Here is a 22924-nt window from a genome sequence, read left to right as displayed (position 1 = left end):
TCTGATATTTAAGCATAACAAAACAGACCGGTGGTTTAATAAATACACCTTCAAAAGTTAAATTTTTCATCCAACATTTGGAGTGCACTTCATAAGTCCATCGGTCTGTTTTGTTATTGAATTTTATATCTTGTTTTTAATATTTCCAACTGCTGATATACTCATTTTTTCAAAATCAAACACCCTTTTAATCATTTCATCAACACTGTCCATATTGACTCTGTCGATTTTCTGCAATATTTCTTCAGGAGTGTTTATTTTACCAAGCATAAGTTCTGATTTTCCTATGCTGTTCATCCTGCTGCTAGTACTTTCTAACCCCAGAATGTAATTGCCCTTCAGTTGTTCTTTTGTCTTAGCCAGTTCATCCTTTGTTATGCCATCTTTTATTATGAGATCCAATTCTGTTTTTGTTAAATCAATTACTGTCTGGAGGTACTCCGGATTCATTCCTGCATATATTACAAAAAGACCCGACCCCTGATAAGTAGATGGGTATGAATAAATGGAATAAACAAGTCCTCTTTTTTCTCTTATGTTCTGAAACAGGCGAGAACTCATTCCGCCTCCCAGTATGTTATTTAGAGAAAGTAAGGAATACAGCTTTTCGTTCCCGTGTTCGATACCTTCAAAGCCCATACATAAGTGAACCTGTTCTGTGTCCTTTTCACGTATGATTTTATTAACCTTGTACTGTGCAGAAGAAAATTTATTACTGAAGGTTTTTTCAAATTTCCAATCCTGAAAATGCTTGTTAACAAGTTCAATAAGCTTTGCTTCGTCGAAATTTCCTGCTATAGATATTACTGTATTATAAGGAGTATAAAATTCATTCATATACTTTAATATCATATCTTTGTCAAACTTGTTAATACACATTTCAGTACCCAGGATTGGATATCCTAATGGATTTCCGTCCCAAACCATTTCAGAAAAAATATCATGTACCAGTTCCTCAGGGGTATCCTCGTACATACCTATTTCTTCAATTACAACTCGCTTTTCTACATTAATATCATCACTGGCAAATGAGGAGTTAAAAAACATGTCAGACAGCACATCCACTGCAATTTCAAGATGAGTATCCAGTGTTTTTGTATAATAACATGTACATTCTTTACCGGTAAACGCATTTATCTGTCCACCGATTGCATCTATACATTCAGCAATATCCTTTGCCGACCTTTTTGAAGTACCTTTAAAAAGCATATGCTCAATAAAATGGGATATGCCGTTATTTTCTGAAGTTTCATTTCTGGAACCAGTGCCAACCCAGATACCTACTGAAACTGACCTAACATATGGAATTTTTTCATATACAAGTCTCAACCCGTTACTTAATTGTACTTTTTTGAACATCTAGTCCTCCGATGTATAATCTATAAAGCAAAAATTTTGTTTAAATACATAATTGGGCGTAAACCAAAAGAAGTCTACGCCCAAAAATCAATTCACAAAACCAAGGATTTATTTTTCTTCAGTAGTATTTTCCTCAGCCATAGCATCTTTTCTTGACAAATTGATTCTTCCCTGCTTGTCAATCTCAGTAACTTTTACAAGAATTTCATCACCGATATTAACAACATCTTCAACTTTTTCAACTCTCTTTTTATCAAGCTTTGAAATGTGAACCAAACCGTCTTTACCCGGTAATATTTCAACAAAAGCACCGAAAGTTGTTATTCTTACAACTTTACCGAGGTATACCTCTCCCGGTTCGATATCCTTTGCTATTCCCTGTATTATTCTAAGAGCCTTTTGTGCTGCTGCACTGTCAGGTGTTAAAATATATACTCTACCGTCTTCTTCAATGTCTATCTTTACACCTGTTTCAGCAATTATCTTATTTATCATCTTTCCACCTGGTCCGATGACATCACGGATTTTTTCAGGATCAATATTGGTAGTTATTATTTTCGGTGCATATTCCGAAAGCTCTTGTCTTGGTTGGGGTATAGCCTTCAGAATTACATCGTTAATAATCTGCAAACGACCTTTTTTAGTTAATTCAAACGCCTGACGTATAATCTCATAGTTAAGTCCGTCAACCTTTATATCCATCTGGATAGCAGTAATACCTTCTGTAGTTCCTGCAACCTTGAAGTCCATGTCTCCAAAAAAGTCTTCTATACCCTGAATATCCATAAAGGTAACAAAATTGTCAGGGTTCTCTTCATCTATAACCAATCCTGCTGAAATACCGGCTACAGGAGCCTTGATAGGAACCCCTGCGTCCATGAGTGCCAAAGTACTTCCGCAAACGCTTCCCTGTGAGGTTGAACCGTTTGACATCAATACTTCTGATACAAGTCTGAATGCATATGGGAATTCAATTTCTGATGGAATTACAGGAACAAGTGATCTTTCAGCTAAAGCACCGTGTCCTATTTCTCTTCTTCCAGGACCTCTTGAAGTTTTTGCTTCACCGACGCTGTAACCCGGGAAGTTGTAGTGGTGCATGTATCTCTTGGTTTCTTCAGTGTCAATACCATCCATCTTCTGAACATCACCCATTGCACCAAGAGTTATAGTAGTCAACACCTGAGTCTGTCCTCTCTGGAAGAGTCCCGATCCATGAGTTCTTGGAAGGATTCCTACTTCTGCTGAAAGAGCTCTTATCTCGTCCAGACTTCTGCCGTCAACACGCTTACCTTCCTTTAATATATATTCACGTACTACTTTCTTTTCAAGCTTATATATAGCATCATTTATCTTGCTTTCCATTTCAGGGAATTGTTCAGCCAAGGCTGCCTGAGTTTCTTCTGTCAATTCTGAAACCTTGGCATCTCTGTCCTGCTTGTCCGTTGCCAGAACTGCAATACGCATCTTATCATATGCGAATCCTTTTACAGCTGCAAAAAGTTCGGTAGGAACATCTGCTGATTCATAAGTAAATTTGGGTTTACCAATCTCTTTTACTATTCCATTTATAAAGTCGCAAATTTTCTTTATCTCTTCGTGACCCTTTTTAATGGCATCCAACATCACATCGTCAGGAACTATGTCAGCTCCTGCTTCAATCATTGTTATCTTTTCCTTTGTTCCGGCAAGTGTAACGTACATCTTACTTTTTGCACGCTGTTCTTCATTTGGGTTTACTATAACTTCACCATCTATCAAACCGAGAACAACTCCGCCGATAGGTCCGTTAAAGGGAATATCTGAAATACTTATTGCAACGGAAGCGCCTATCATTGCAGCTATTTCAGGTGAATTATCCTGTTCCACTGACATTACTGTATTTACAACAGCTACATCATTTCTCAAATCCTTTGGGAAAAGAGGTCTGATTGGTCTGTCTATAACTCTTGAAGTCAATATTGCTTTTTCAGAAGGCTTTCCTTCTCTCTTGATAAATCCGCCGGGAATTTTTCCTACTGCGTATAATCTTTCTTCATAATCAACGCTAAGCGGGAAGAAATCAATTCCATCTCTTGGTGAAGCCGAGGCGGTTGCAGAAGACATTATTACAGTATCTCCGTATCTGATTAATGCCGACCCATTGGCCAACTGAGCAAGTTTTCCTGTTTCAACTGTTAGTGTTCTGCCTGCAAGTTCCATGCTAAATGTTTTTAACATATAAGTCCTCCTAAGTTTTTTAATAGTTTTACATATGCTATTTTAAAACTATAGACTGTAGCATGTAGATTCTACGCCAAAGTGATTTTTGGCGCACAATCTACCTTCTACCGTCTATAGCCATATGTGCTTTACTAGTATTATTTCATATTTCGCACAACTTATTTCCTATATATTATGCTTAAATATTTCCACAATAAATATGTACTCTGAATGCATATAAAAGCAGGCAGGCGGTTAGCCTGCCTGCTTTTATATGATTATTTTCTTAGACCAAGTTTTTCAATAATTGCACGGTATCTTTCGATATCATTCTTTTTAAGATAATTTAATAAGCTTCTTCTTGCACCAACCATTTTAAGAAGTCCTCTTCCTGAATGGTAATCCTTTTTATGAACCTTTAAGTGACTATTAAGGTGGTTGATTCTCTCTGTAAGAATAGCAACCTGAACTTCCGGTGAACCAGTATCACCTTCATGCAACTGATACTTAGCAATTATTTCCTGCTTTACATCTTTAACCATGTTTTTAATACCTCCAAAAATTTTGTTGAATCGCCATAAACCAGGTAATTGGATGGAGTAACCCAAAAACGTAGTTAATGGTTAGAAATTTCATACCTATGTATTTTAGCACAATACATAAATATTTACAATGATTAATTTATGTATATCATAAAGGCTGATACCTTATATCACCTTATTTTAACTTGTTCTATTTTTTTAATTATGGTAATATATGTGATAATTTAGTAAAGTACACTAACAATTATTACCAAGAGGTTTTTATGAAGGTTTTCTTAGAAGTAATAAAACTAAATTTCAAGATTTCTTTCCAGTATAAATGGACCTTTGCAATGACTTTACTTGTACAGCCCATTTTGCTTTTCATAAATATCGCACTCTTTAAAAGTATATATACTTATAATGATACGTCAAGCATAAAGGGCTATGGCTTTGAGCAGATGGTTTGGTATTATACCGCATATTATGTAATTCTCAGCTTTGTATGGAACGGTATTACAAACCAAATATCAAGAAGTATTATATCAGGAGAACTGGCCACCGATTTACTGAGACCTATTTCGGTTTTCCGTTTTATGCTTGCAAGTGCCATTTCTTCCCGATTTGTGGCAATACTGGTAGATTTTCTTCCCGGTATGATAATCTACAGTCTGATTCTGTTCCCGGCATTTTTGACGTTAAAATCCTTTCTTTCTTTTCTTATAATAGCTGTACTGGCGTTTCTTCTTAACTATTTGTTTTCATTTCTACTTGGAATGTCTGCGATGATTATTAAGAACAATATGTCAATAAGTGCTATAAGAGAGGTTTTACAGGCTATAGTAGGAGGAGGAGTTATTCCTCTGGAGTTTATGCCTGTCTGGCTTAATAGGATTTTTGATCTTTTACCATTCAAATATATAATTTACTGGCCAATTCAATTCTTTCTTAACCGTGTTGAGGGCGACAATCTTGGTTCACTGGTCAGGATCGGGAGCATACAGATTTTATGGATTGTTGCATTTTATGTGGTAATTCAAATTTTATGGAAGCGCCTCATAAAGAAATTCTGTGCAGCGGGGGGTTAATATGCTGAAATTGCTGAAATTATTCAAACTATTTATCTGGAATTCTAAAATGGATATATCTCGCAGTATGGAGTATAGATTTGACTTTATTTTGGGTACTGTAATAGGCTTGGCTTTTTCAAGTATAGGGCCAATTCTTCAATATTTAATATTTACCCAAACAAAAGGCTTTCCTGGCTGGAACCTAGAACAGATTATTTTATTTCAGGGCATATTGTTGTTTACATCAGGTATAAAGGGAATGATTTTTGGTAGTTTGCCCTATTTTGTTACCGGAATAGTTAGGAAGGGCGATTTTGACAGACTGTTGCTTAAACCATATTCTCCTATAGGTATAATCCTGGCAAGTGGATTCCGTCTTAACAATATAGGTCCTCTTCTCTCGGGTGCATTTATTATGGTTTACTACATAGTTAAAATGAATTTACATATCGGAATTGTTCAGATTGCTATTTTTATTCTGGCAATAGTTTTCGGTCTGATTCTATTTATGGGCTATGAAGTTTTGTACAGCAGTATAGTTATAAAGCTCGTACAAATCGGAAGGCTCGATGAATTAATGAATAGTCTGTTAAGATTTGGTGAATTCCCTATAAACATTTTCTCCAAGACCCTTCAGACAGCCTTGATTACAGTAATACCATTTGCAGTATGGGTTAACATCCCTGCAAATGCATTGTTAAACAGGCTTGATTACACTATTCCTATAACTTTTGTTTTCTGTGCACTGTTTTTCTACGTAAGTCTGAAAATTTGGAACCAATTTCTAAAAAAATATACCAGTGCAGGAGGTTAAGCACATGAGCGAATATATAATAGATGTTGAAGGCTTAAAGAAGGATTTCAAGGTACATAAAAGAGATAAATCAGGTCTTCTGTCTTCCCTGAAGTCATTGTTCATCAGGGATTACAAACTTGTCACAGCAGTGAATAATCTGGATCTCAGGATACGTCAAGGGGAAATTAGGGGACTCATCGGTCCAAATGGCGCAGGGAAATCAACTACTATAAAAATCCTTTCTGGTATCCTATACCCTACAGAAGGAACTGTTAATGTCATGGGTTATACTCCCTGGACACAAAGAGAAGAGTATGTAAAAAAGATAGGTGTTGTATTTGGTCAGAAGTCACAGCTCGTGTGGGATTTACCTGCAATTGATACATTCGCCCTGAATAAGCAAATGTATAGTATTTCAGATAAAACATTTGATAATAATATTAAATATTTCAAAGAATTGCTAAACATCGGAGATGTTATTACAAAACCCGTCAGACAGCTGTCATTAGGTGAAAGGATGAAGTGCGAGTTCGTTTGTGCACTTTTGCATGAACCTCCCCTTGTGTATCTTGACGAGCCTACAATAGGGTTGGATATAATTTCAAAGGAAGCTATAAGGTCCTTCATTAAAATGGTCAACAAGGAAAAGGGGACTACCTTTATCGTTACAACTCACGACTTAAGTGATATCGAAGACCTTTGTGAAAATGTCAGTATAATCAATAACGGTACAATAGTTTTCAATAATAGTATTGAAAAATTGAAAACTTATTTTTCAGATAAAAAGGTTATTGAGGTTAAGTTCTCCCGTCAGATTAATCCGTCGCTTCTCGAAGGTTTTAAAGTAACCTCTAGCGGACCATACTTTGTAAATATTGAGATTGAAACCATAAATACCAGTCTACAGGACGAGATATCCAAAATTTTTAAAGAACTGCCCGTTCAGGATATAAATGTAAATAATATAAATATTGAAGAAGTAATAAAGCATATATACCTCAGCTAACTTCTGAACCTTTGAGATATATACAGGCACAAAGAATTTCGGGTTTACTCCGATTATCTTTGTGCCTTGTTTTTTACTGAGACATATCTAAATTAAACATCTATTTCCGATAAATAAATAATTTTCTAGAAATTATGGATTATATTTACTTATTCTTATATACTTAATATGTTCTATATTTTATCGCAAGGAGATGGTTTATATTAATAATAATTCTGATCTATTAAAAAAAATTGCCGATAATGTTGAAAATGTAATTGTAGGAAAAAGAAATGCTATTGAATTAGCAATAATTGCACTTATTAGTAATGGACACGTTCTTTTAGAGGATGTCCCCGGCGTAGGTAAAACGAGCCTTGTTTCAGCTCTGGCCAAATCCATTTCGGCATCTTTTAAGAGAATTCAGTTTACCCCTGATGTTCTTCCCTCTGATATAACCGGTTTTTCAATATTTAATCAAAAAACAGGAGAATTCGAATTCAGGCCCGGAACTGCTATGTGCCAGATTCTTCTTGCCGATGAAATTAACAGAACCTCTCCCAAAACCCAGTCCAGCTTGCTGGAGATAATGGAAGAGAACCAAGTCACTGTTGACGGCACAACATATAAGCTGCCAAAGCCATTTATGGTTCTGGCAACCCAGAATCCCATTGAATATATTGGTACATACCCTCTTCCTGAGGCGCAGATGGACAGGTTCTTTATAAAAATATCTCTTGGCTATCCTCAGCAAGGTGAAGAAGTTTACATCTTATCAAGATTTTTGGAAGATAATCCATTGGAAACTCTTGAAGCAGTTGCAACAAGTGACGATATTCTGGAAATTCAAAAAGATGTAAAACAGGTCTACATAGATAAAACCTTGAAAAACTATGTAATTGATATTGTAAGTATGACAAGAAAGAACCAGTATATTGCCCTTGGTGCAAGTCCGAGAGGTTCAATTGCAGTATGCCGTGCAGCACAGGCATGGGCATATTTTAACAGAAGAGATTATGTAATCCCTGAAGATATAAAAAAGATGCTTTTGCCTACACTTTCACACAGACTTGTTTTGAAGCAGGAAGCAAAACTCAAAAAAATGTCTTCCTCTGACATACTAACTTCAATAATTGACAAGGTATACATACCTATGGTAGATAACTATGAGAAAAAGTAGAATTACCTTTATATTTTTATTTGTATTGTCAATAATATTTTTATATAATTTCGGCGGTTTTGTATCCTTCTTCTTTTTCAATACCCTTGTTGCCTTATTGATCTTATCTCTTGCATACACCATATTTGTATTTGTAAGAATCAAATTTATACAGGAAATAGACAAAAGGGTTATTGTCAAAGGAGAGACCGTTAGGCTTGTAGTAAAGATTTCAAACGAGGATATTTTAGTATACCCTTATGTTTTTGCAACATTTTTTAGTTCGCATTCATCGTTTAAAGGCAAAAATTCTTCACAAAGTTTGTCAATCAGCCCTAAGTCAGGTAAGGAATTTATCTTTGATATGGAATGTAAATTCAGAGGCGAGTATGACGTGGGACTAAGTGAAATCTATATTGAAGATTTCCTAGGTTTAATTAAGTTAAAGTACAAAATACCTGAACCGAAAAAAATTATTGTTTACCCTAAAATTGAGCATCTTTCTAATTTCAGTATCCTGTCTTCGGGAAGTTCCGATTCTCAAAGCACTGAAAATGGAATACAGGATAATATAAATAATATTAGAGATATACGTGAATACGTTGGCGGAGACAGTTTCAGAAAAATACACTGGAAGCTTACAGCAAGAAATGAGAAACTTATGGTTAAAAACTATGAGGGTACTACTGATGCAAACGTTAATATACTTCTTGATCTAAGAAAAAATGTCTATAATGACGAAGACAATATTATAATTGAAGATAAGCTAATTGAAGCGACTGTTGCTGTACTGTATTTTTATTTGTCCAAAGGAGTTTCTGTTAATTATGTATACTTCAATGAAAAACTTGAGGTGTTTAAGGCCTCTAACATGATGGAGTTCGAACAAATCTACAAATCATTATCATGTGTTAATTTTGATCAGCAGGTACCGATGCCTGATATACTGAGGCTCCATTCAGAATCCTGTTCAAATTCATCTGATATGATTATTTTTACTAGTATACTGGATATTGATTTGTATAATGAAATGTACAAAGCACAGATGGCGAACCATACTGTCACTCTTATTTATGTATCACCGGACAATTCGGGAAATGTTAAATCCGGTATCATTGAAGATATAATGGAAAATCTCCCCGAAATCGGTATTAAAGCATATTCCATACATCCAGACGATGATATAAAAATCTTACTTGGAGGTTCGGACTGATGATACGTGAGAATAAATACGGTGTATTTGTTAACTTAATATTAGTAATGCTTTTATCCTTATCTGTTTGTCAGACACTGTACACATCTCTTTTTATGACATATAGGTGGAACATAAACATATTTCTTTACGTAATACCACTAACTTTTGTTTTCTATCTAATGCTTAAAAATAAAGTTACCTGTATAGTATCCGGTATTTTATTGTTTCTATTTGCAGGTTTTGCTTTTGTTATTATTTATATTTCAAATAGCTTTAATTCCTACTCTATTTGGCTGATTGATACAATGCAGGGATATCTTAACGAACCTAACTGGCGCTATCAAACAATAACGGTATTTTTTATAACCTTTATTGTTACGCTAATGGTATATATCTTCGCCATAAAGCTGTATAATATCTACTTAGTGAGCTTTGTAACCTTCAGCTTGTTCTTTGGTCAGGCATATGCCAATATTTTTGTAAGTAAATCGGCCTTTGTACTTTTCCTATTTTCGTTTATGCTCTTTTACTTCTTTTATATACTAAAAAGAAGGACCGAGGAAAAATCTTACGACCCGGGTAACAGACTAAAATATCTCCTATACATAACCCCTGTATGTATCGCAGTATTAATTGTCAGTTTCAACTTTCCAATAGGCAATAAAAGAATATCCTGGCCCTGGTTGGACCACAAGTTGGATAAAGCCATTGCAAGCTTTTCACAAAAAAACACCTCCACTTTTGATATATTTTCTCTAAGCGCTACTGGTTTTGGAAGCAATGACCTTCTAGGGGGTAATATTATTCCTGATAAAACTCATGTTATGGATGTAAAATCAGAGTACTATAATCTTTACTTGAAAGCATCCTCAAAGGCATATTATAACGGACACGGTTGGTATGACACTGATACTTCTTATAATCCTGTAATTCTCTATGGAAGTTCCGTTGAAACTTTAAACAATATAAATATGGATGCTAATCAGCTTGAAGTGGGAGCTATGATGAGCAACTCAAATTCCAAAAATGAATTGTACAAAAGTTCTAAAATAGAAGTAAAATTTAAAAATATGAAGACTAAATCGCTTTTTATACCTCCAAAGACCTTTCAGATTACACCAAAAAAAGAACTGGGATTATTTACAGATAAATCAGGAATGATTTCTGCTGAAAAATCCCAAGGCAGCAATTTTGAATATATTGTCAATTTTGATTATATGTTTCTCAACAGTGATAAATTTAAAAACAGTATCAGAAAAAGTTACAAAGGGTATTGGATGGATAACATAGACGAATATGAAAAAAATCAATACAAGCTTATATTTAATATTGATATTGACAGCTTATCGGTAGAAAATAAAAATATCATTGCTAATGTAAACTTATTCAATAACCTTCAGGATCAATTACTTGACATTTATACAAAATACGTTTCATTGCCTAGCACAGTAACTCAAAGAGTTCGGGATCTGGCCGAGAATATAACTATAAATCAAGGCAATAACTATGATAAAGCAAAGGCTATAGAAACTTATCTGGCTACAAACTATCCGTATACGTTGAAGCCGGGTAAGCCACCTTTGAGAAAGGACTTTGTTGACTATTTCCTTTTTGAAGGCAAGAAGGGATATTGTACATATTATGCAACCGCAATGACTGTGTTACTAAGGTGCATAGGGATACCTGCCCGTTATGTTGAAGGTTATATTTTGCCTCCGGACAACAGTAACGGTGTTTTTAAGGTTACGAACCAACAGGCTCACGCATGGGTTGAAGCATATTTTGAGGGATTCGGATGGATTCCCTTTGAACCTACCTCCCCTTTTGTTGCAGCAATGTATCAGGATAACCACATAAGGCCTGTTATTGCCAGTAATATGACCGGTCAATATTATGATGAATATCGTAGAATGATGGAGAAATATCAAAGGGAGGGTAAAAATCATTCTATCGACCTTTCCGGTAATTTGCCCGTCGGCAGCAAGGATAACGATACAACCCGTGTAGCTTTTATTATAGCTATTTCGTTGGTTTCATTAATTCTGTTGTCTTTATTATTCATTGTTTTATTTAACAGAATAAGATTTTACTATCTGTTGGGTAAACTAAGAAAGCAAAATTCTAATGACGCAGTTCTGACTGGCTACAAATATATTATTAAGCTGCTTAAAATACAGAATGTTATTATTTCAGCAGGAGAAACACCTTTTCAGTTTGGATTCAGAGTTGAGAAACTAATGGATTTTAAAGGATACAGCTTTAGTAAATACGATTTTAATATAATAACCGAATATTATGTCAAGGCTAGGTACAGCAGGGACACCCTTCCCGACAAAGCAAAACAGGATATGATTGACTTTATTGAAACTGTTTTGAATCTAACTTCCGAAAAAGTTAGCAAAGTCAAATTTAATTTTTATAAATATTTTCTTGGTAAAGTATAATTGTTCTCAAAAAGGCTGAAATCATGGATTCTCAGCCTTTTTTGACTTCTTTATAAAAGATAGCTTTGTTTCAGAAATTACAACTGCAATAAATATAAGCAGAAACCCCCATGCCAATCTCACGGTCAACTTCTCACCATAAAAAACAATTGAAAACATTACACCGAATACTGATTCAAGACTCAGTATGATTGCAGCAGAAGAAGGATGGGTGTACTTTTGTCCAATATTCTGAAAAAGCAGGGCTGCTGCCGTGGCAAAAACAGCCAGATACAGAATACCTGCAACATTTTGTATACTTACTTCTGTTGGAATATGTTCTGTGGTAAGACCTGCTATCCAAGAAAAAACAGCAGCAAATCCAAACTGTATTATAGTAAGTACTATTGGGTCCTTCCCTTTCCCCAGTTTTGCAACAGCCACAAGATGAGCGGCATATATAAAACCGCCAAGTAAAGTAAAAGCGTCGCCTATTCCTATGGTAAAACTCCCTGTAAGAGAAACCAGTCCAATACCTGTAAGACAGATAACTGCTGCAGAGTAATTGTATATGTCAGGCTTTGACCTATTAACAAGCCAGAATAAGAACGGTACAATTACACAATAAATTGCAGTGAGAAATGCATTTTTTCCGGGTGTAGTATTTGTTATACCAATAGTTTGAGTACTGTACCCCAAAAATAAAAAAAGGCCAATGACTCCACCTTTCCAAAGGTATTCAAAAGTTATATTCTTAAGCCTTCTGTAAAATAACACACCAAGCAGAATACAAGCTATAGTAAAACGGAACCCCAAAAGAATATGCGGCGGAAAAACGTCAACGGTATCCTTCATTATAAAAAACGAACTTCCCCATATAAATGCAGCACAAAAAAGCGCCAGCTTTGGCATAAATGATTTCATATGTAAGCTGCTAATTTAAAATCAATCCTTTCAGACAATTGTTATGTAAAGTTTTTTATTCTAAGATTTATGTATACTAAAGATACCTTACTATTCTATCATTATAATAATCAAAATAGAAGAGATTTAATAAATAGTTCTTTTTACTTCTCTTCGTTGTCCGGGTTAGTATCATACCCCTTGCTGTCAAGATACTTTAATCCTGAAATGTATGTTATAAGTGCTATGTATCCCCCTATCATACCTAACATTATAATGGCCGGTGCAGAATCAGTATTTATAACCATGCAAAGTAATAAACCCAAAAATCCACCCAGAAAAGGCCATGTCCACATATATAATTTGAAGTCTCTGATGTTCATATTTATCCTCTTTCTTTAATAGTGTTATATTTTTCATTATATTACAGGATTATGATAAAGACAAATATGGAACAGATTCTAAAAGAACATAAAAAAATAGAGCTGCTGCACATTTGCAACAAACTCTACCCAGTAATTTGTATAATTACATTTTCATCATAAATAATGATGGGTCAAGCATACCAAATATCATTGCGATATGGGCTACTACAAGAAATATTCCCACAAAGATTGCATGAAGTTTTAGTTTGCCAACTTCGTTTCTTTTTCTGCCAATAATGTTCATATCCAACAAAGCCATTCCCAGCAGAGGAACTATACCCAAAAGGTAGAAACCAACTGCAACAACATCTCCAAAGCCTCTCCACTCTCCATTTGCGGTCAGCGGAATTACTGCATTGAAAAGGAGGTATAAAAATACACCTGTAAAATAAAGGCCTGCAAAAATACTTGTTATCTTATTCAACTTTCTAAGACCGCCTGATAAATTTCTTGTAAAGAGTATTGCTAGCTCTGTTACAGCTATGGTTTCAGCACATATAACCGGTATTGCCATAAAAAGTATAAGGTTCCATGGCTGGTTTGATGCCAAAAGTTCCATATAATGAGTCATCATGTTCTCCATTGTTTTACCTCCATATAAATTTAATTAATTACTTCACACATATAATAATAAATTTATATGAAGGTTTTATGGAGAACAAAAAATTTTTATTAGGCAACTTTTTTATATAGTCTTTCAATTCTGCTACCCAGACGACTAAGTAATTCATTTGTAATGGTTCCTGCCTGTGAAGCCACCTGTTCAGCAGTTATAGCCTCATTTCCGTCATTTCCGATAAGTGTGGCTATATCACCCTGCTGTACGTCCGGTATTTCCGAAATGTCTACGGTCAGCTGATCCATACATATATTACCTATTATAGGAGCTTTCTTACCCTTAATAAGCACATATCCTTTTCCGCATGACAGGCTCCTTGGTATCCCATCTGCATAGCCTATACAAAGGACCGCTATTTTAGTATTTTTTACGGCGATGAAATTTCTGCCGTAGCCCACAGATTCACCCTCCTGTATTTCCTTTGTAAGAACAATTCTGGCTTTAAGAGACAGAACAGGCCTAAGGTCTGCACGAACCTTTGTTTCCTCATTTTCTTTGCTCAGTACTCCGTACAGTGCTATACCTACTCTGGCATAATCACAATCCAACTCCGGGTAGTTGAGTATTCCGTAACTGCTTTGAATGTGTATTTTACTGGGGTTACGGTTATGACTTTTTAAGTAGTTAAGGGTATTATAGAACTTCTTTATTTGCTCTTTTGTAAATAAAATATTTGAAGGGTCTATACTATCGGCAGTTGATAAGTGGGTATATGTTCCCCCCACTATCAGATTCTTACAATTATAGGTTCTGTCTAAATTTGATAATGCATCATTGGTTTCGCCTAGTCTATGCATTCCAGAATCAATTTTTATATGAACCTTTATTTTAAGACCTGTGCTGTCTAGTAGCTCTGCATATTGGTAATCCACTACTGTCTGTGTAAGATTATATTTTACAAGCAAAGGTGCCTCATGGGGATGAGTATATCCGAGTATCAGTATCTCTCCTTTTATTTTATTAGTACGGAGTTCTATTCCTTCAGCTAATGTTGCAACTGCAAAGGCAGAAATGCCTGTTTTATTCAGAACCTTGGATATTTCAATATCTCCATGGCCATATGCATTTGATTTTACAACCGCCATAAGCTGACATTCATGAGGTAGGAGGCACTTAAGCTGATTTACGTTGTGTATAAGTCTATCCAGATCGATTTCCGCCCATGCTCTGCACCTTTCAGGCTGAGTTTGTCTTTTATAGGGCATTAAATATTCCCAAAGGTATACCATAACAACTGAAACAGCAATTGTCACACCAGTCACAGCAATAAAATGTATTAAACTATTCCCGATGAGATATGTCTCTAAGTTGAAAACCTTTGCTAAGCCCCTTACAAGAATAATGCAAAACGGATGAAGTATATAAATAAGCATTGAAATATCTCTGAGGGTCTTTTGGCTTTCTCCCTTTATGCTAAGCAATATCCCGAACAGAAAAATCATTACGGGAACCAGCATAATATACATGCTGTCATGTCGCTGTAACGAGAAATTGTGCAATATCAAGCCTTCTGCTATAAGAGCTGTAAAAGATAACGCAAATCCAACTATACTTTTTGTTATTGAATATTCCCTTTTGGATTCTGCGATTATCGCCCCCAAAATAATGAATGCGGGAGCGAAAAACAAACCATTTCTTGTATAATCAAAATATGAGAATAAGACCCCATAAAAACTATTTGCTATGTTAAATTTTTCTGATATCCCGTAGTAGCTGTCACCAAACAATCCAATCAAATATAAAATAAAGCTTATTGCAGCTATCGTTTTAATATTAAGCCTTGTTAACAGGCTGTATACAATCATAAAACCTATAATACCGGCGGGAATATACCAAAGGTGATAGAAGGTACCGTCAAATACAAGGTCTTTTACAATAATTGGAATAAATGGTTTCTCTTTGAAATATCCTGAATAAATATTTACGGGTAAATATATTAATATCGCAGCTCCATATAAAAACCCGGTTTTAGTAAGAAATTTTAAAAGTATCCTTTTTCTGTTTTCTCGTGATTCTATACATCCGGGTATAAGAAAATAGCCTGTACACATGAAAAAGAAAGGCACTGCTACTCTTGCAAGAATCCTTGTCACTACAAAGTCAGCTTCTTGACTGACTGAAACCAGTGGTGATGTATGAATAGCGATAATCATTATGGCAGCAACCATGCGGAATTTATCTATACCGGCATATTCTTCCCTTTTGTTAGTCATTGCACTGCCTCCAGACTGTAACTATAAAACCGTCAATGTTATTTCCCGAAACCTCATAATATAAATTTTCAGGCATGTAAACTGATTTTGCCTCTTCTCTTGCGTTTACATAAAATATTTCCGCTGTCCAACCTTGATTTTTGACTTGTAAATGCATGCCGTCGCATGGAAACTGCTTCAGATATTCTATATATTCCTCCAAAGTAAAGTTATTATCTGAAATAATTTGGGAATGAGGCTTTCCAACATAGCGAAAATGCCATGGTTCATGAGATATTCCGGTAATTGCTTCCTTTCCTTTTGGATAACGTTTAATAAAACCGTATTGCGAAGCTTTTTCACGAAAATCCTGACAAATGCCTTCATATGGGAACGAAGGACAAATAAAATCAATATCAGGCTGGTTCTTTGCAACATCTATAGCAAGTCCAGTCTGGTGCTCACTGTGGTTTGGAAGCGCCACATATTTTCTGGTAAATTCCTCACCATTTTCATTCGTGGAATCATTGTAGATTGCTATCTGCTCACTCAACAATCTGAAACCGCTAACCGGTACGATTTCATTTTCTCCTCCACAGGCTTGAATCAGTTTTCTAAGCATTATTGCCGCTGTTTTATCAAGCAATATTTTTTTATAATCCGTGCTTACAGTTTCTAAATTTTTAATTATTAATGATTCAGGCTTATTAATCGGATTCTTTCTGTTTACAAGAACAAGATTACCCATATGAATATATGAATTGGCAAGGTTCAACCTCACCATATTTGAAATCAGATTTGTACTCATTTTTCCATCGCCATCCTTATCAGCCTGTCAACTATGGAAGCAAATGAAAGGCCTACTCCCCTGAGCATATTGGGATAACGACTATGGGCTGTAAAGCCAGGTATGGTATTGACTTCGTTAAATACGATTTCTCCCTTTGGAGTCAGAAACATGTCAACCCTTGCGAACCCGGTACAGCACAGAGCATTGTATAAAATCCTTGCAGTATTTTTAATCCTATCTGAGGTCACTTTGTCAATTCTGGCAGGCATGTGGATTTTGGAAGTGTTTAATGTATATTTTTCATTATAATCAAAAAACCCGGTCTGAAGTTCAATCTCATCAACTTCACCCAATATCAGATTATCGCTCCCAAGGATGGCACAGCCTATCTCAAAGCCATCTATATTCTCCTCAACAACTATTTTACTGTCATACTCAAAAGCATATAAAATTGCCTTTTCAAGCTCAGGTCTGCTATTAGCACGTGTTATCCCGAAAGATGATCCGGCTCTTGCAGGTTTTACAAAAACAGGATATCTGAGAGTTTCAGCCATATTAAAAATATCTTGAAGAAGCATGGTTCTATCTGCTGATATTGATATTGGAACACGTACTCCTGACGATTGTGCAATACGATGAGCAATATCCTTGTCCATGCACATAGCTGAACTCAGAATACCACAGCCTACAAAAGGTATTCCGGCAAGTTTCAGCATCCCTTGAACAGTACCGTCTTCACCGTTTTTGCCATGAAGAACAGGAAAGGCAGCATCAACAAAAGTAATGGAGCTTGAACCCTCTGAAAATTCATAGAAACCGTGTATGCTGCGACTTTGGGAAAAAGCAACCGGATTACATCCTTCTTCAAACCATGTGTTATTCCTTATTTTGTCAGCTTCTCCGAAGTACCTGAGCCATTCGCCCTCTTTTGTAATACCTATTAAAATAGTATTATACAAGTCATTGTTTACATGTTCTATTACAGCCGAAGCAGAGTTAAGTGAGACTTCGTATTCCGGTGAGCAGCCTCCGAAAATAATTGCAATGTTTTTTCTATCCATTTTTATTCTCCTTGAGTTATTATTAAAATCATTTTAAGAAGTGACAAATTACTATGACTTAATTTTAATAATTTCCCGGCTGCTCTTTATTAACTTAGTCTTATTGAATTCTTAAGATTTCCTTACGAATTTATTTATAATTTTATATTATGCTTTAGGAAGTGTTACTTTAAACTGTGTAAATTCTTCATTGCTGGTTGCGGTAATATCTCCCCCATGAAGGTTAACTATTTCCTTAGCAATGGCAAGACCAAGGCCTGTTCCTCCCGTATGTGACGACCTGGCAGAATCAAGCCTGTAAAACTTTTCAAAGATGGATTCAAGCTTATCCGCAGGTATCATTCTGCCTCTGTTTTTAAATGTGATTATAGTAACATTATCCGACTGTATAGCAGAAATCTCTATTTTGGAATTTTCATAGCTGTATGCAACCGCATTTTTGAGTATATTATTAAATACTCGTGCCATCTTATCAGAGTCGGCAAATATATGGATATTTTCGTCTGCATCCACAACAGCCTCTTTGTTTGCAGGTGCAAGAATAGGGTAAAACTCATCAGCCATCTGTTCCAGCATAAGGGTTAAATTTATTTCTTCCTTTTCAAGAACAATACTCTGGAGGTTAAATCGTGTTATCTCGAAAAATTCATTTATTAGCTGTTCCAGACGATAAGCCTTTTCTAAGGTAATATCAGTATATTTTAACCTTTGCTCCAACGGCATGTCGGGAGCCTCGTGCAGAAGGCTGAGATAGCCTATAACAGAAGTAAGAGGAGTTTTAATATCATGGGCCAGATATACTACAAGGTCGTTTTTTCTTCGTTCACTTTCCAGAGCTGCATTCTTTCTTTTTTCAAGAGTGTTTTTAACAGTGTTGAACTTGTTCTCCATAAATGAAAGCTCGGAAGGAAGAACTATCGGCGTTTCTGATTCCTCTACAAGTGAATCTATTCCCTCGCTTATTTTATTGAAATAACGGGTGTACCTGGACATTGCAATAAAAACAAAGATTATTAGTAGTAAAACAAACCCTATTATTATAAATATTGTCTTATTTTCCGCAAATATCCTATGATAAATTTCTGCAGCAGAAAAATAGCTTACATGAAAGAGTCTTTCTGCTATGCGGACAAAACCTTCTGCAAAAGGTGCCTGCAAAGCATCATCTATAATAAAGACAAGGACAAAACCTCCGATTATTAACGCAAGTAACGCACCAAGCAAAATTTGCAGCAATATCTTTATTTTTAACTGAGTAAAATCATTTTTCAATTTTATATCCAACTCCCCATACTGTTTTAATGAACTTAGGATTGCCTTCGGGCTCCTTCATCTTTTCACGGAGATGCCTTATATGAACCATTACGGTATTATTACTGCCTGAGAAATACTTCTCTCCCCATACCTCCTGAAAAAGCTTTTCAGAGCTGATAACCTGTCCCCTGTTTTCACAAAGTATCCATAGTATGGAAAATTCAGTAGGTGTCAGAATAAGAGGTTGTTCATTGAGAGAACACTCATGTGTTGTTTTATTCATTACAAGACCGGAGACCTCAAGTATATCATTTGACTGCTGTATTCCCTCGTTATACCTTGTAAATCTCCTAAGCTGGGCTTTAACTCTTGCAACCATTTCAAGGGGACTAAAAGGTTTTGTAATATAATCATCTGCACCCAAAGTCAATCCTGTGATTTTATCCATTTCTTCAACCTTGGCTGTCAGCATTATAACCGGAAAATTGTATTTCTCACGTATCTTCTGGCATAATTTAAACCCATCTATCACAGGCATCATAACGTCCAGTACGGCAAGATCGTATTTTATCTCATCAATTGATTTAAGTGCCTCTAAAGGAGAGTAAAACTTGTATATATTATAATTCTCATTTCTCAGGTACAACTCAACCAAATCCGCTATCTCTTTTTCATCATCAACCACCAGAATATTTGTACTCATAAATTGTCCTCATAAATTCCCATAATAAAATAGATAAGAAAATTATAGCATTCTAAAATAAAACTTTATTAAGAATTACTTAATTTTTATAACTTTTGGGAATGGTAAAGGTAAATTTTGTGCCTTTACCCGTATTACTCTGTACGTAAATACTACCACCGTGAGCCGAAACAATGGATTTACAAATGGTAAGTCCTATTCCGGAACCGCCTGTCAGCTTATTACGTGACTTATCTGCCCTGTAAAACCTCTCAAAAATGTAAGGCAAATCTTCCTGAGGTATACCAGGTCCGTTATCCGTCACTGAAATTTCAGTATTTGTAGCATTATCCTGTATATTCATTACGACAATTCCACCTTCAGGAGTGTATTTTAAAGCATTTGATAGTAAATTTACAAGTACCTGGCTTATTTTATCCTTATCAGCATACACCCGACAATTTGCACCTGTGAGTTTTAAGTCTAGCCCTTTGCTTAAAAATTCTCTTTCAAAATTATGAATCTGCCTTTTTGCCAGCTCAGTAACATCAAATGTATCTATATTTAAAACAAGATTTTCGCTTTCATATCTGGCAAGCTTTTCAAGGTCACCTACCATTTTGCTAATCCTTACAATCTCTTCATGACAGCTTTTAAGTCTTTCCGAATCAGCAGGCCATATTCCGTCTATCATGGCTTCTAAATGGCTCTGCAGAGTTGCCAGTGGAGTTCTGAGTTCATGCGCAACATCTCCGGTAAGCCTCTTTCTTAATATTTCCTGCTTTTGCATATTTTCTGCAAGATCATTTATGGTAACAGTAAGCTGATTAATTTCTCTGGTATTTGACTTCTCTGTAATTCTGTCTGAATAAAACCCTTTTGATATGGCTTTTGCTGTATTTATTACCCTTGCTATAGGAGAGACCAGTCTTTTTGACATCACAGTTCCGAACAGCAGGGAAAGGATTAAAGAAAAAATCCCTACAGCCCAAAGTAAATTGTATAAATCATTTATAAATGCAATGTCGTGTTCATTAAGATAATTGTCTCCATAGGTTCCGATTTCTACAGTTCCTACCTTATTAAGGTTATAGTTTATAGAATAGGGAACCTCGGTATAGCCTGACTTACCGCTGCCGGGTATCCTGTTTGCATTTTTTGACATATGCTCTATTATTCTTTGACACATACCATTGTTGTGAGCTTTTGCATCCCATATAATATTACCGTTAATATCTTTGACTTTTAAGATAATTCCATTCTCCATAGAACTTATACCAATGGTTTCAATTACTTTTGTATTCCATTTACCGTCTCCCATGTATTGGCCTGAAAGGGTAGTAACGATTTCACGGTTTTTTTGTTCTGTATTTTGTTTTACATATTCTTCAAAATGCTTGTATATAAAAAGTGTTGTAAATATACTTATAAGCATGATGCAAATAAGCGCAACCGCAACATATGAAATTGAAAGCTTGGTTCTTAAACTGGAATTCATATCAGGCACCTCAGTTTATTTATAATAATAGCTATTCTCCCGCAAATCTATAGCCTACTCCGTGAACAGTCACCAGATACCTTGGGGCTTTGGGGTCATCCTCTATTTTTTGCCTGAGGTTTTTTATGTGGGTATCAACCGTCCTGTCGAAGCCCTCAAAATCATCACCAAGCGCCATGCTTATAAGCTCTTCGCGAGTAAAGGTTTTTTTAGGGAATCCGGCCATAGTAACTAATATCCTGTATTCATTAGGAGTAAGATTTATTGTATTGCCTGCTTTACTTATTTCATGTACAAAGGTGTCTATTGCAAGATCGCCATTGTCAAAAATAACTTTACTGTTATCTTCAACAGGTTCTTTCACAGTTCTTCTGAGCACTGCTGCAACTCTTGCAAGAAGCTGCCTTGGGCTGAATGGTTTTAAAACATAGTCATCGGCACCAATATCCAAGCCTGTTATTACTTCGTCATCAGAGACTTTAGCTGTTAACATTATTATTGGAACCGAAGAATTTTTTCTTATTCTTTTACATATTTCTTCTCCTGAAATATCAGGCAGCATCAAGTCAAGTATAATCAAATCAGGATTGCTTTCATTGAAAACCACCATAGCATCTTTCCCGTTTAATGCTGTAAATACCTTGTAACCGTCATGTTCAAGATATGATTTTATAACCTCTGATATTTTTGTTTCGTCATCAACAACTAGTATTCTTTTTGCAGAATCAGTCAATCCAAATCCTCCTTCCATAGTTTTTATATATAAATATACCCCGTTCCACACATATAATCAGTGAAACGAGGTTTACTTTTTCCTTCCGGACTTGTTGATAAAGCTTATACGAAATTATTATGTTCCATGGTAACATCATAACCCTGATCTTCAATTGCATCTTTAATTTGTTTTCCTTTAACAATCTCAGGGTCAAACTCAACTGTTACCTTTTTAGTAGCGAGGTCAACGTCAACCTTTTCTACTCCGTTTAACGAGCCGACAGCATTTTTAATGCTGTTTACACAGTGATTACAGGTCATTCCTTCAACAACAATATCTGTTATTTCCTTAGCCATAAAAATACCTCCCTTTTATAATTCTACAATGATATTATTTTTTAGTTTCAATTCTTTATGTATTCAACTTTTGCAAGTATATACCAATCACCGATATCATGCAACTGCAAAAGTTGATTTGTTACTTAATTTTACTCTGTTTTCCAATTAGCGGTAAACAGGCTCTTATTATTTTCGATAAATTCTTTTGTTATAGTAATATTTTCAGCATCTTCATTTTTGTTTTCCCTATATATAGGAATAGGATTACAGCCGCCTCTCTGCTGCTCTATCATATCCATAGAAAATTTGTTTCCACAGTTCTGACAGACAATAACATCCCCTTCCTGCCTGTAATAAGCTCTTGGTGAGCCGTTGCACACCTGACAAGTATTAAACGCTGTTCTTATTGTACCGTCACTTGCTTTTACTGCAAGAACTTCCATATTGGTCTTACCTGCTTTTACAGGATAAAATGTAACTTTATCTGTAATCTGACTCTTAGATATAATAATATCTGCAACAGCAGCACTATTTTTTGAATCATTTCCTGCAAATTTTAATGTTAAAATTCCTGTCAATACTATTATTATTACTCCGGTTATGGCAAAAATCAACTTATATGAATTTTTCAATTTGTACCTCCTTGTTTTTAATTGTATTAATTTTAAATCTACAGTTAAATACTATCAATAAGATATGTAGATTTTATGAAGGTTACAAATTTGTACTATTTATTT

Annotated in this window: 21 protein-coding genes; 6 read left to right on the top strand and 15 right to left on the bottom strand. The window is 35.3% G+C overall.

Annotated features, from left to right (window positions below; genetic code table 11):
- Positions 1-123: 123 nt before the first annotated feature.
- The 3 genes from L323_RS26920 to rpsO all read right to left on the bottom strand — a co-directional run bounded on the left by L323_RS26920 (position 124) and on the right by rpsO (position 4103).
- Positions 124-1359 carry a M16 family metallopeptidase gene (locus tag L323_RS26920; protein WP_020814745.1) on the bottom strand — a complete coding sequence of 412 codons (1236 nt, stop codon included), beginning with the start codon at positions 1357-1359 and terminating at the stop codon, positions 124-126.
- A gap of 108 nt (positions 1360-1467) precedes the next feature.
- On the bottom strand, positions 1468-3579 hold the full coding sequence (locus tag L323_RS26915; RefSeq protein ID WP_020814744.1) for a polyribonucleotide nucleotidyltransferase: 2112 nt from the start codon (positions 3577-3579) through the stop codon (positions 1468-1470).
- 260 nt (positions 3580-3839) lie between these two features.
- Entirely contained in the window at positions 3840-4103 is a 264-nt protein-coding gene (gene rpsO, locus L323_RS26910; RefSeq protein ID WP_020814743.1) for a 30S ribosomal protein S15, read from the bottom strand.
- Between the two features lie 263 nt (positions 4104-4366).
- On the opposite strand from rpsO, the gene L323_RS26905 reads away from it, so the two are divergent.
- The 6 genes from L323_RS26905 (at position 4367) to L323_RS26880 (ending at position 11731) form a co-directional block, all read left to right on the top strand.
- The gene (locus L323_RS26905; protein WP_020814742.1) at positions 4367-5170 is read left to right on the top strand and encodes an ABC transporter permease; all 804 of its coding nucleotides are present in this window, start codon (positions 4367-4369) and stop codon (positions 5168-5170) included.
- Between the two features lies 1 nt (position 5171).
- On the top strand, positions 5172-5966 hold the full coding sequence (locus L323_RS26900; protein ID WP_020814741.1) for an ABC transporter permease: 795 nt from the start codon (positions 5172-5174) through the stop codon (positions 5964-5966).
- A 4-nt stretch (positions 5967-5970) separates the two neighbouring features.
- Positions 5971-6954, top strand: coding sequence for an ABC transporter ATP-binding protein (locus L323_RS26895; RefSeq protein ID WP_020814740.1), 984 nt, complete (start codon positions 5971-5973; stop codon positions 6952-6954).
- A gap of 193 nt (positions 6955-7147) precedes the next feature.
- Positions 7148-8113 carry an AAA family ATPase gene (locus L323_RS26890; RefSeq protein WP_020814739.1) on the top strand — a complete coding sequence of 322 codons (966 nt, stop codon included), beginning with the start codon at positions 7148-7150 and terminating at the stop codon, positions 8111-8113.
- On the top strand, positions 8100-9305 hold the full coding sequence (locus L323_RS26885) for a DUF58 domain-containing protein (RefSeq protein ID WP_020814738.1): 1206 nt from the start codon (positions 8100-8102) through the stop codon (positions 9303-9305). The genes L323_RS26890 and L323_RS26885 overlap by 14 nt, the downstream gene beginning before the upstream one ends.
- Positions 9305-11731 (top strand): transglutaminase-like domain-containing protein, encoded by a 2427-nt coding sequence (locus L323_RS26880; protein WP_020814737.1) that lies wholly within the window; start codon positions 9305-9307, stop codon positions 11729-11731. Before L323_RS26885 ends, L323_RS26880 begins: the two co-directional genes overlap by 1 nt.
- Positions 11732-11752: 21 nt before the next feature.
- Here L323_RS26880 and L323_RS26875 read toward each other — a convergent pair whose 3' ends face one another.
- The 12 genes from L323_RS26875 to L323_RS26820 form a co-directional block, all read right to left on the bottom strand.
- Entirely contained in the window at positions 11753-12634 is an 882-nt protein-coding gene (locus L323_RS26875; RefSeq protein ID WP_020814736.1) for a DMT family transporter, read from the bottom strand.
- Positions 12635-12777: 143 nt separating this feature from the next.
- Positions 12778-12996: a hypothetical protein gene (locus L323_RS26870; protein ID WP_020814735.1), complete on the bottom strand. Its 219-nt coding sequence runs from the start codon at positions 12994-12996 to the stop codon at positions 12778-12780.
- 145 nt (positions 12997-13141) lie between these two features.
- A complete protein-coding gene (locus L323_RS26865; RefSeq protein ID WP_020814734.1) occupies positions 13142-13621 on the bottom strand; it encodes a DUF6803 family protein in 480 nt (159 codons plus the stop codon).
- 89 nt (positions 13622-13710) lie between these two features.
- Positions 13711-15870, bottom strand: a complete 2160-nt coding sequence (gene vanT, locus L323_RS26860) for a serine racemase VanT catalytic subunit (RefSeq protein ID WP_020814733.1) — start codon at positions 15868-15870, stop codon at positions 13711-13713.
- The gene (locus tag L323_RS26855; protein WP_020814732.1) at positions 15863-16657 is read right to left on the bottom strand and encodes a M15 family metallopeptidase; all 795 of its coding nucleotides are present in this window, start codon (positions 16655-16657) and stop codon (positions 15863-15865) included. Before L323_RS26855 ends, vanT begins: the two co-directional genes overlap by 8 nt.
- Complete coding sequence (gene vanG / locus L323_RS26850) at positions 16654-17700, bottom strand: D-alanine--D-serine ligase VanG (RefSeq protein ID WP_020814731.1); 1047 nt, start codon at positions 17698-17700, stop codon at positions 16654-16656. The genes L323_RS26855 and vanG overlap by 4 nt, the downstream gene beginning before the upstream one ends.
- A 147-nt stretch (positions 17701-17847) precedes the next feature.
- Positions 17848-18984 (bottom strand): vancomycin resistance histidine kinase VanS, encoded by a 1137-nt coding sequence (gene vanS / locus L323_RS26845; protein WP_431602528.1) that lies wholly within the window; start codon positions 18982-18984, stop codon positions 17848-17850.
- The gene (gene vanR / locus L323_RS26840; protein WP_020814729.1) at positions 18962-19657 is read right to left on the bottom strand and encodes a VanR-ABDEGLN family response regulator transcription factor; all 696 of its coding nucleotides are present in this window, start codon (positions 19655-19657) and stop codon (positions 18962-18964) included. The genes vanS and vanR overlap by 23 nt, the downstream gene beginning before the upstream one ends.
- A gap of 79 nt (positions 19658-19736) precedes the next feature.
- Positions 19737-21134, bottom strand: coding sequence for a sensor histidine kinase (locus tag L323_RS26835; protein WP_020814728.1), 1398 nt, complete (start codon positions 21132-21134; stop codon positions 19737-19739).
- A 31-nt stretch (positions 21135-21165) separates the two neighbouring features.
- Entirely contained in the window at positions 21166-21867 is a 702-nt protein-coding gene (locus tag L323_RS26830; protein WP_020814727.1) for a response regulator transcription factor, read from the bottom strand.
- A gap of 104 nt (positions 21868-21971) precedes the next feature.
- Positions 21972-22205 carry a copper chaperone CopZ gene (gene copZ / locus L323_RS26825; protein ID WP_020814726.1) on the bottom strand — a complete coding sequence of 78 codons (234 nt, stop codon included), beginning with the start codon at positions 22203-22205 and terminating at the stop codon, positions 21972-21974.
- 131 nt (positions 22206-22336) lie between these two features.
- Positions 22337-22819 carry a DUF2318 domain-containing protein gene (locus L323_RS26820; protein WP_020814725.1) on the bottom strand — a complete coding sequence of 161 codons (483 nt, stop codon included), beginning with the start codon at positions 22817-22819 and terminating at the stop codon, positions 22337-22339.
- Positions 22820-22924 lie beyond the last annotated feature (105 nt).

It is taken from the genome of Ruminiclostridium papyrosolvens C7 (assembly GCF_000421965.1).
Lineage (GTDB): Bacteria > Bacillota > Clostridia > Acetivibrionales > DSM-1351 > Ruminiclostridium > Ruminiclostridium papyrosolvens_A.
Note: the sequence above shows the minus strand (reverse complement) of the source record. Positions and strands in the feature narration are given on the sequence as shown.

What these genes read in the sequence shown, in the direction of transcription:
- L323_RS26920 (WP_020814745.1), bottom strand. Translation starts at nt 1,359, where the DNA reads ATGTTCAAAAAAGTACAATTAAGTAACGGGTTGAGACTTGTATATGAA.
- L323_RS26915 (WP_020814744.1), bottom strand. Translation starts at nt 3,579, where the DNA reads ATGTTAAAAACATTTAGCATGGAACTTGCAGGCAGAACACTAACAGTT.
- rpsO (WP_020814743.1), bottom strand. Translation starts at nt 4,103, where the DNA reads ATGGTTAAAGATGTAAAGCAGGAAATAATTGCTAAGTATCAGTTGCAT.
- L323_RS26905 (WP_020814742.1), top strand. Translation starts at nt 4,367, where the DNA reads ATGAAGGTTTTCTTAGAAGTAATAAAACTAAATTTCAAGATTTCTTTC.
- L323_RS26900 (WP_020814741.1), top strand. Translation starts at nt 5,172, where the DNA reads ATGCTGAAATTGCTGAAATTATTCAAACTATTTATCTGGAATTCTAAA.
- L323_RS26895 (WP_020814740.1), top strand. Translation starts at nt 5,971, where the DNA reads ATGAGCGAATATATAATAGATGTTGAAGGCTTAAAGAAGGATTTCAAG.
- L323_RS26890 (WP_020814739.1), top strand. Translation starts at nt 7,148, where the DNA reads ATGGTTTATATTAATAATAATTCTGATCTATTAAAAAAAATTGCCGAT.
- L323_RS26885 (WP_020814738.1), top strand. Translation starts at nt 8,100, where the DNA reads ATGAGAAAAAGTAGAATTACCTTTATATTTTTATTTGTATTGTCAATA.
- L323_RS26880 (WP_020814737.1), top strand. Translation starts at nt 9,305, where the DNA reads ATGATACGTGAGAATAAATACGGTGTATTTGTTAACTTAATATTAGTA.
- L323_RS26875 (WP_020814736.1), bottom strand. Translation starts at nt 12,634, where the DNA reads ATGAAATCATTTATGCCAAAGCTGGCGCTTTTTTGTGCTGCATTTATA.
- L323_RS26870 (WP_020814735.1), bottom strand. Translation starts at nt 12,996, where the DNA reads ATGAACATCAGAGACTTCAAATTATATATGTGGACATGGCCTTTTCTG.
- L323_RS26865 (WP_020814734.1), bottom strand. Translation starts at nt 13,621, where the DNA reads ATGGAGAACATGATGACTCATTATATGGAACTTTTGGCATCAAACCAG.
- vanT (WP_020814733.1), bottom strand. Translation starts at nt 15,870, where the DNA reads ATGACTAACAAAAGGGAAGAATATGCCGGTATAGATAAATTCCGCATG.
- L323_RS26855 (WP_020814732.1), bottom strand. Translation starts at nt 16,657, where the DNA reads ATGAGTACAAATCTGATTTCAAATATGGTGAGGTTGAACCTTGCCAAT.
- vanG (WP_020814731.1), bottom strand. Translation starts at nt 17,700, where the DNA reads ATGGATAGAAAAAACATTGCAATTATTTTCGGAGGCTGCTCACCGGAA.
- vanR (WP_020814729.1), bottom strand. Translation starts at nt 19,657, where the DNA reads ATGAGTACAAATATTCTGGTGGTTGATGATGAAAAAGAGATAGCGGAT.
- L323_RS26835 (WP_020814728.1), bottom strand. Translation starts at nt 21,134, where the DNA reads ATGAATTCCAGTTTAAGAACCAAGCTTTCAATTTCATATGTTGCGGTT.
- copZ (WP_020814726.1), bottom strand. Translation starts at nt 22,205, where the DNA reads ATGGCTAAGGAAATAACAGATATTGTTGTTGAAGGAATGACCTGTAAT.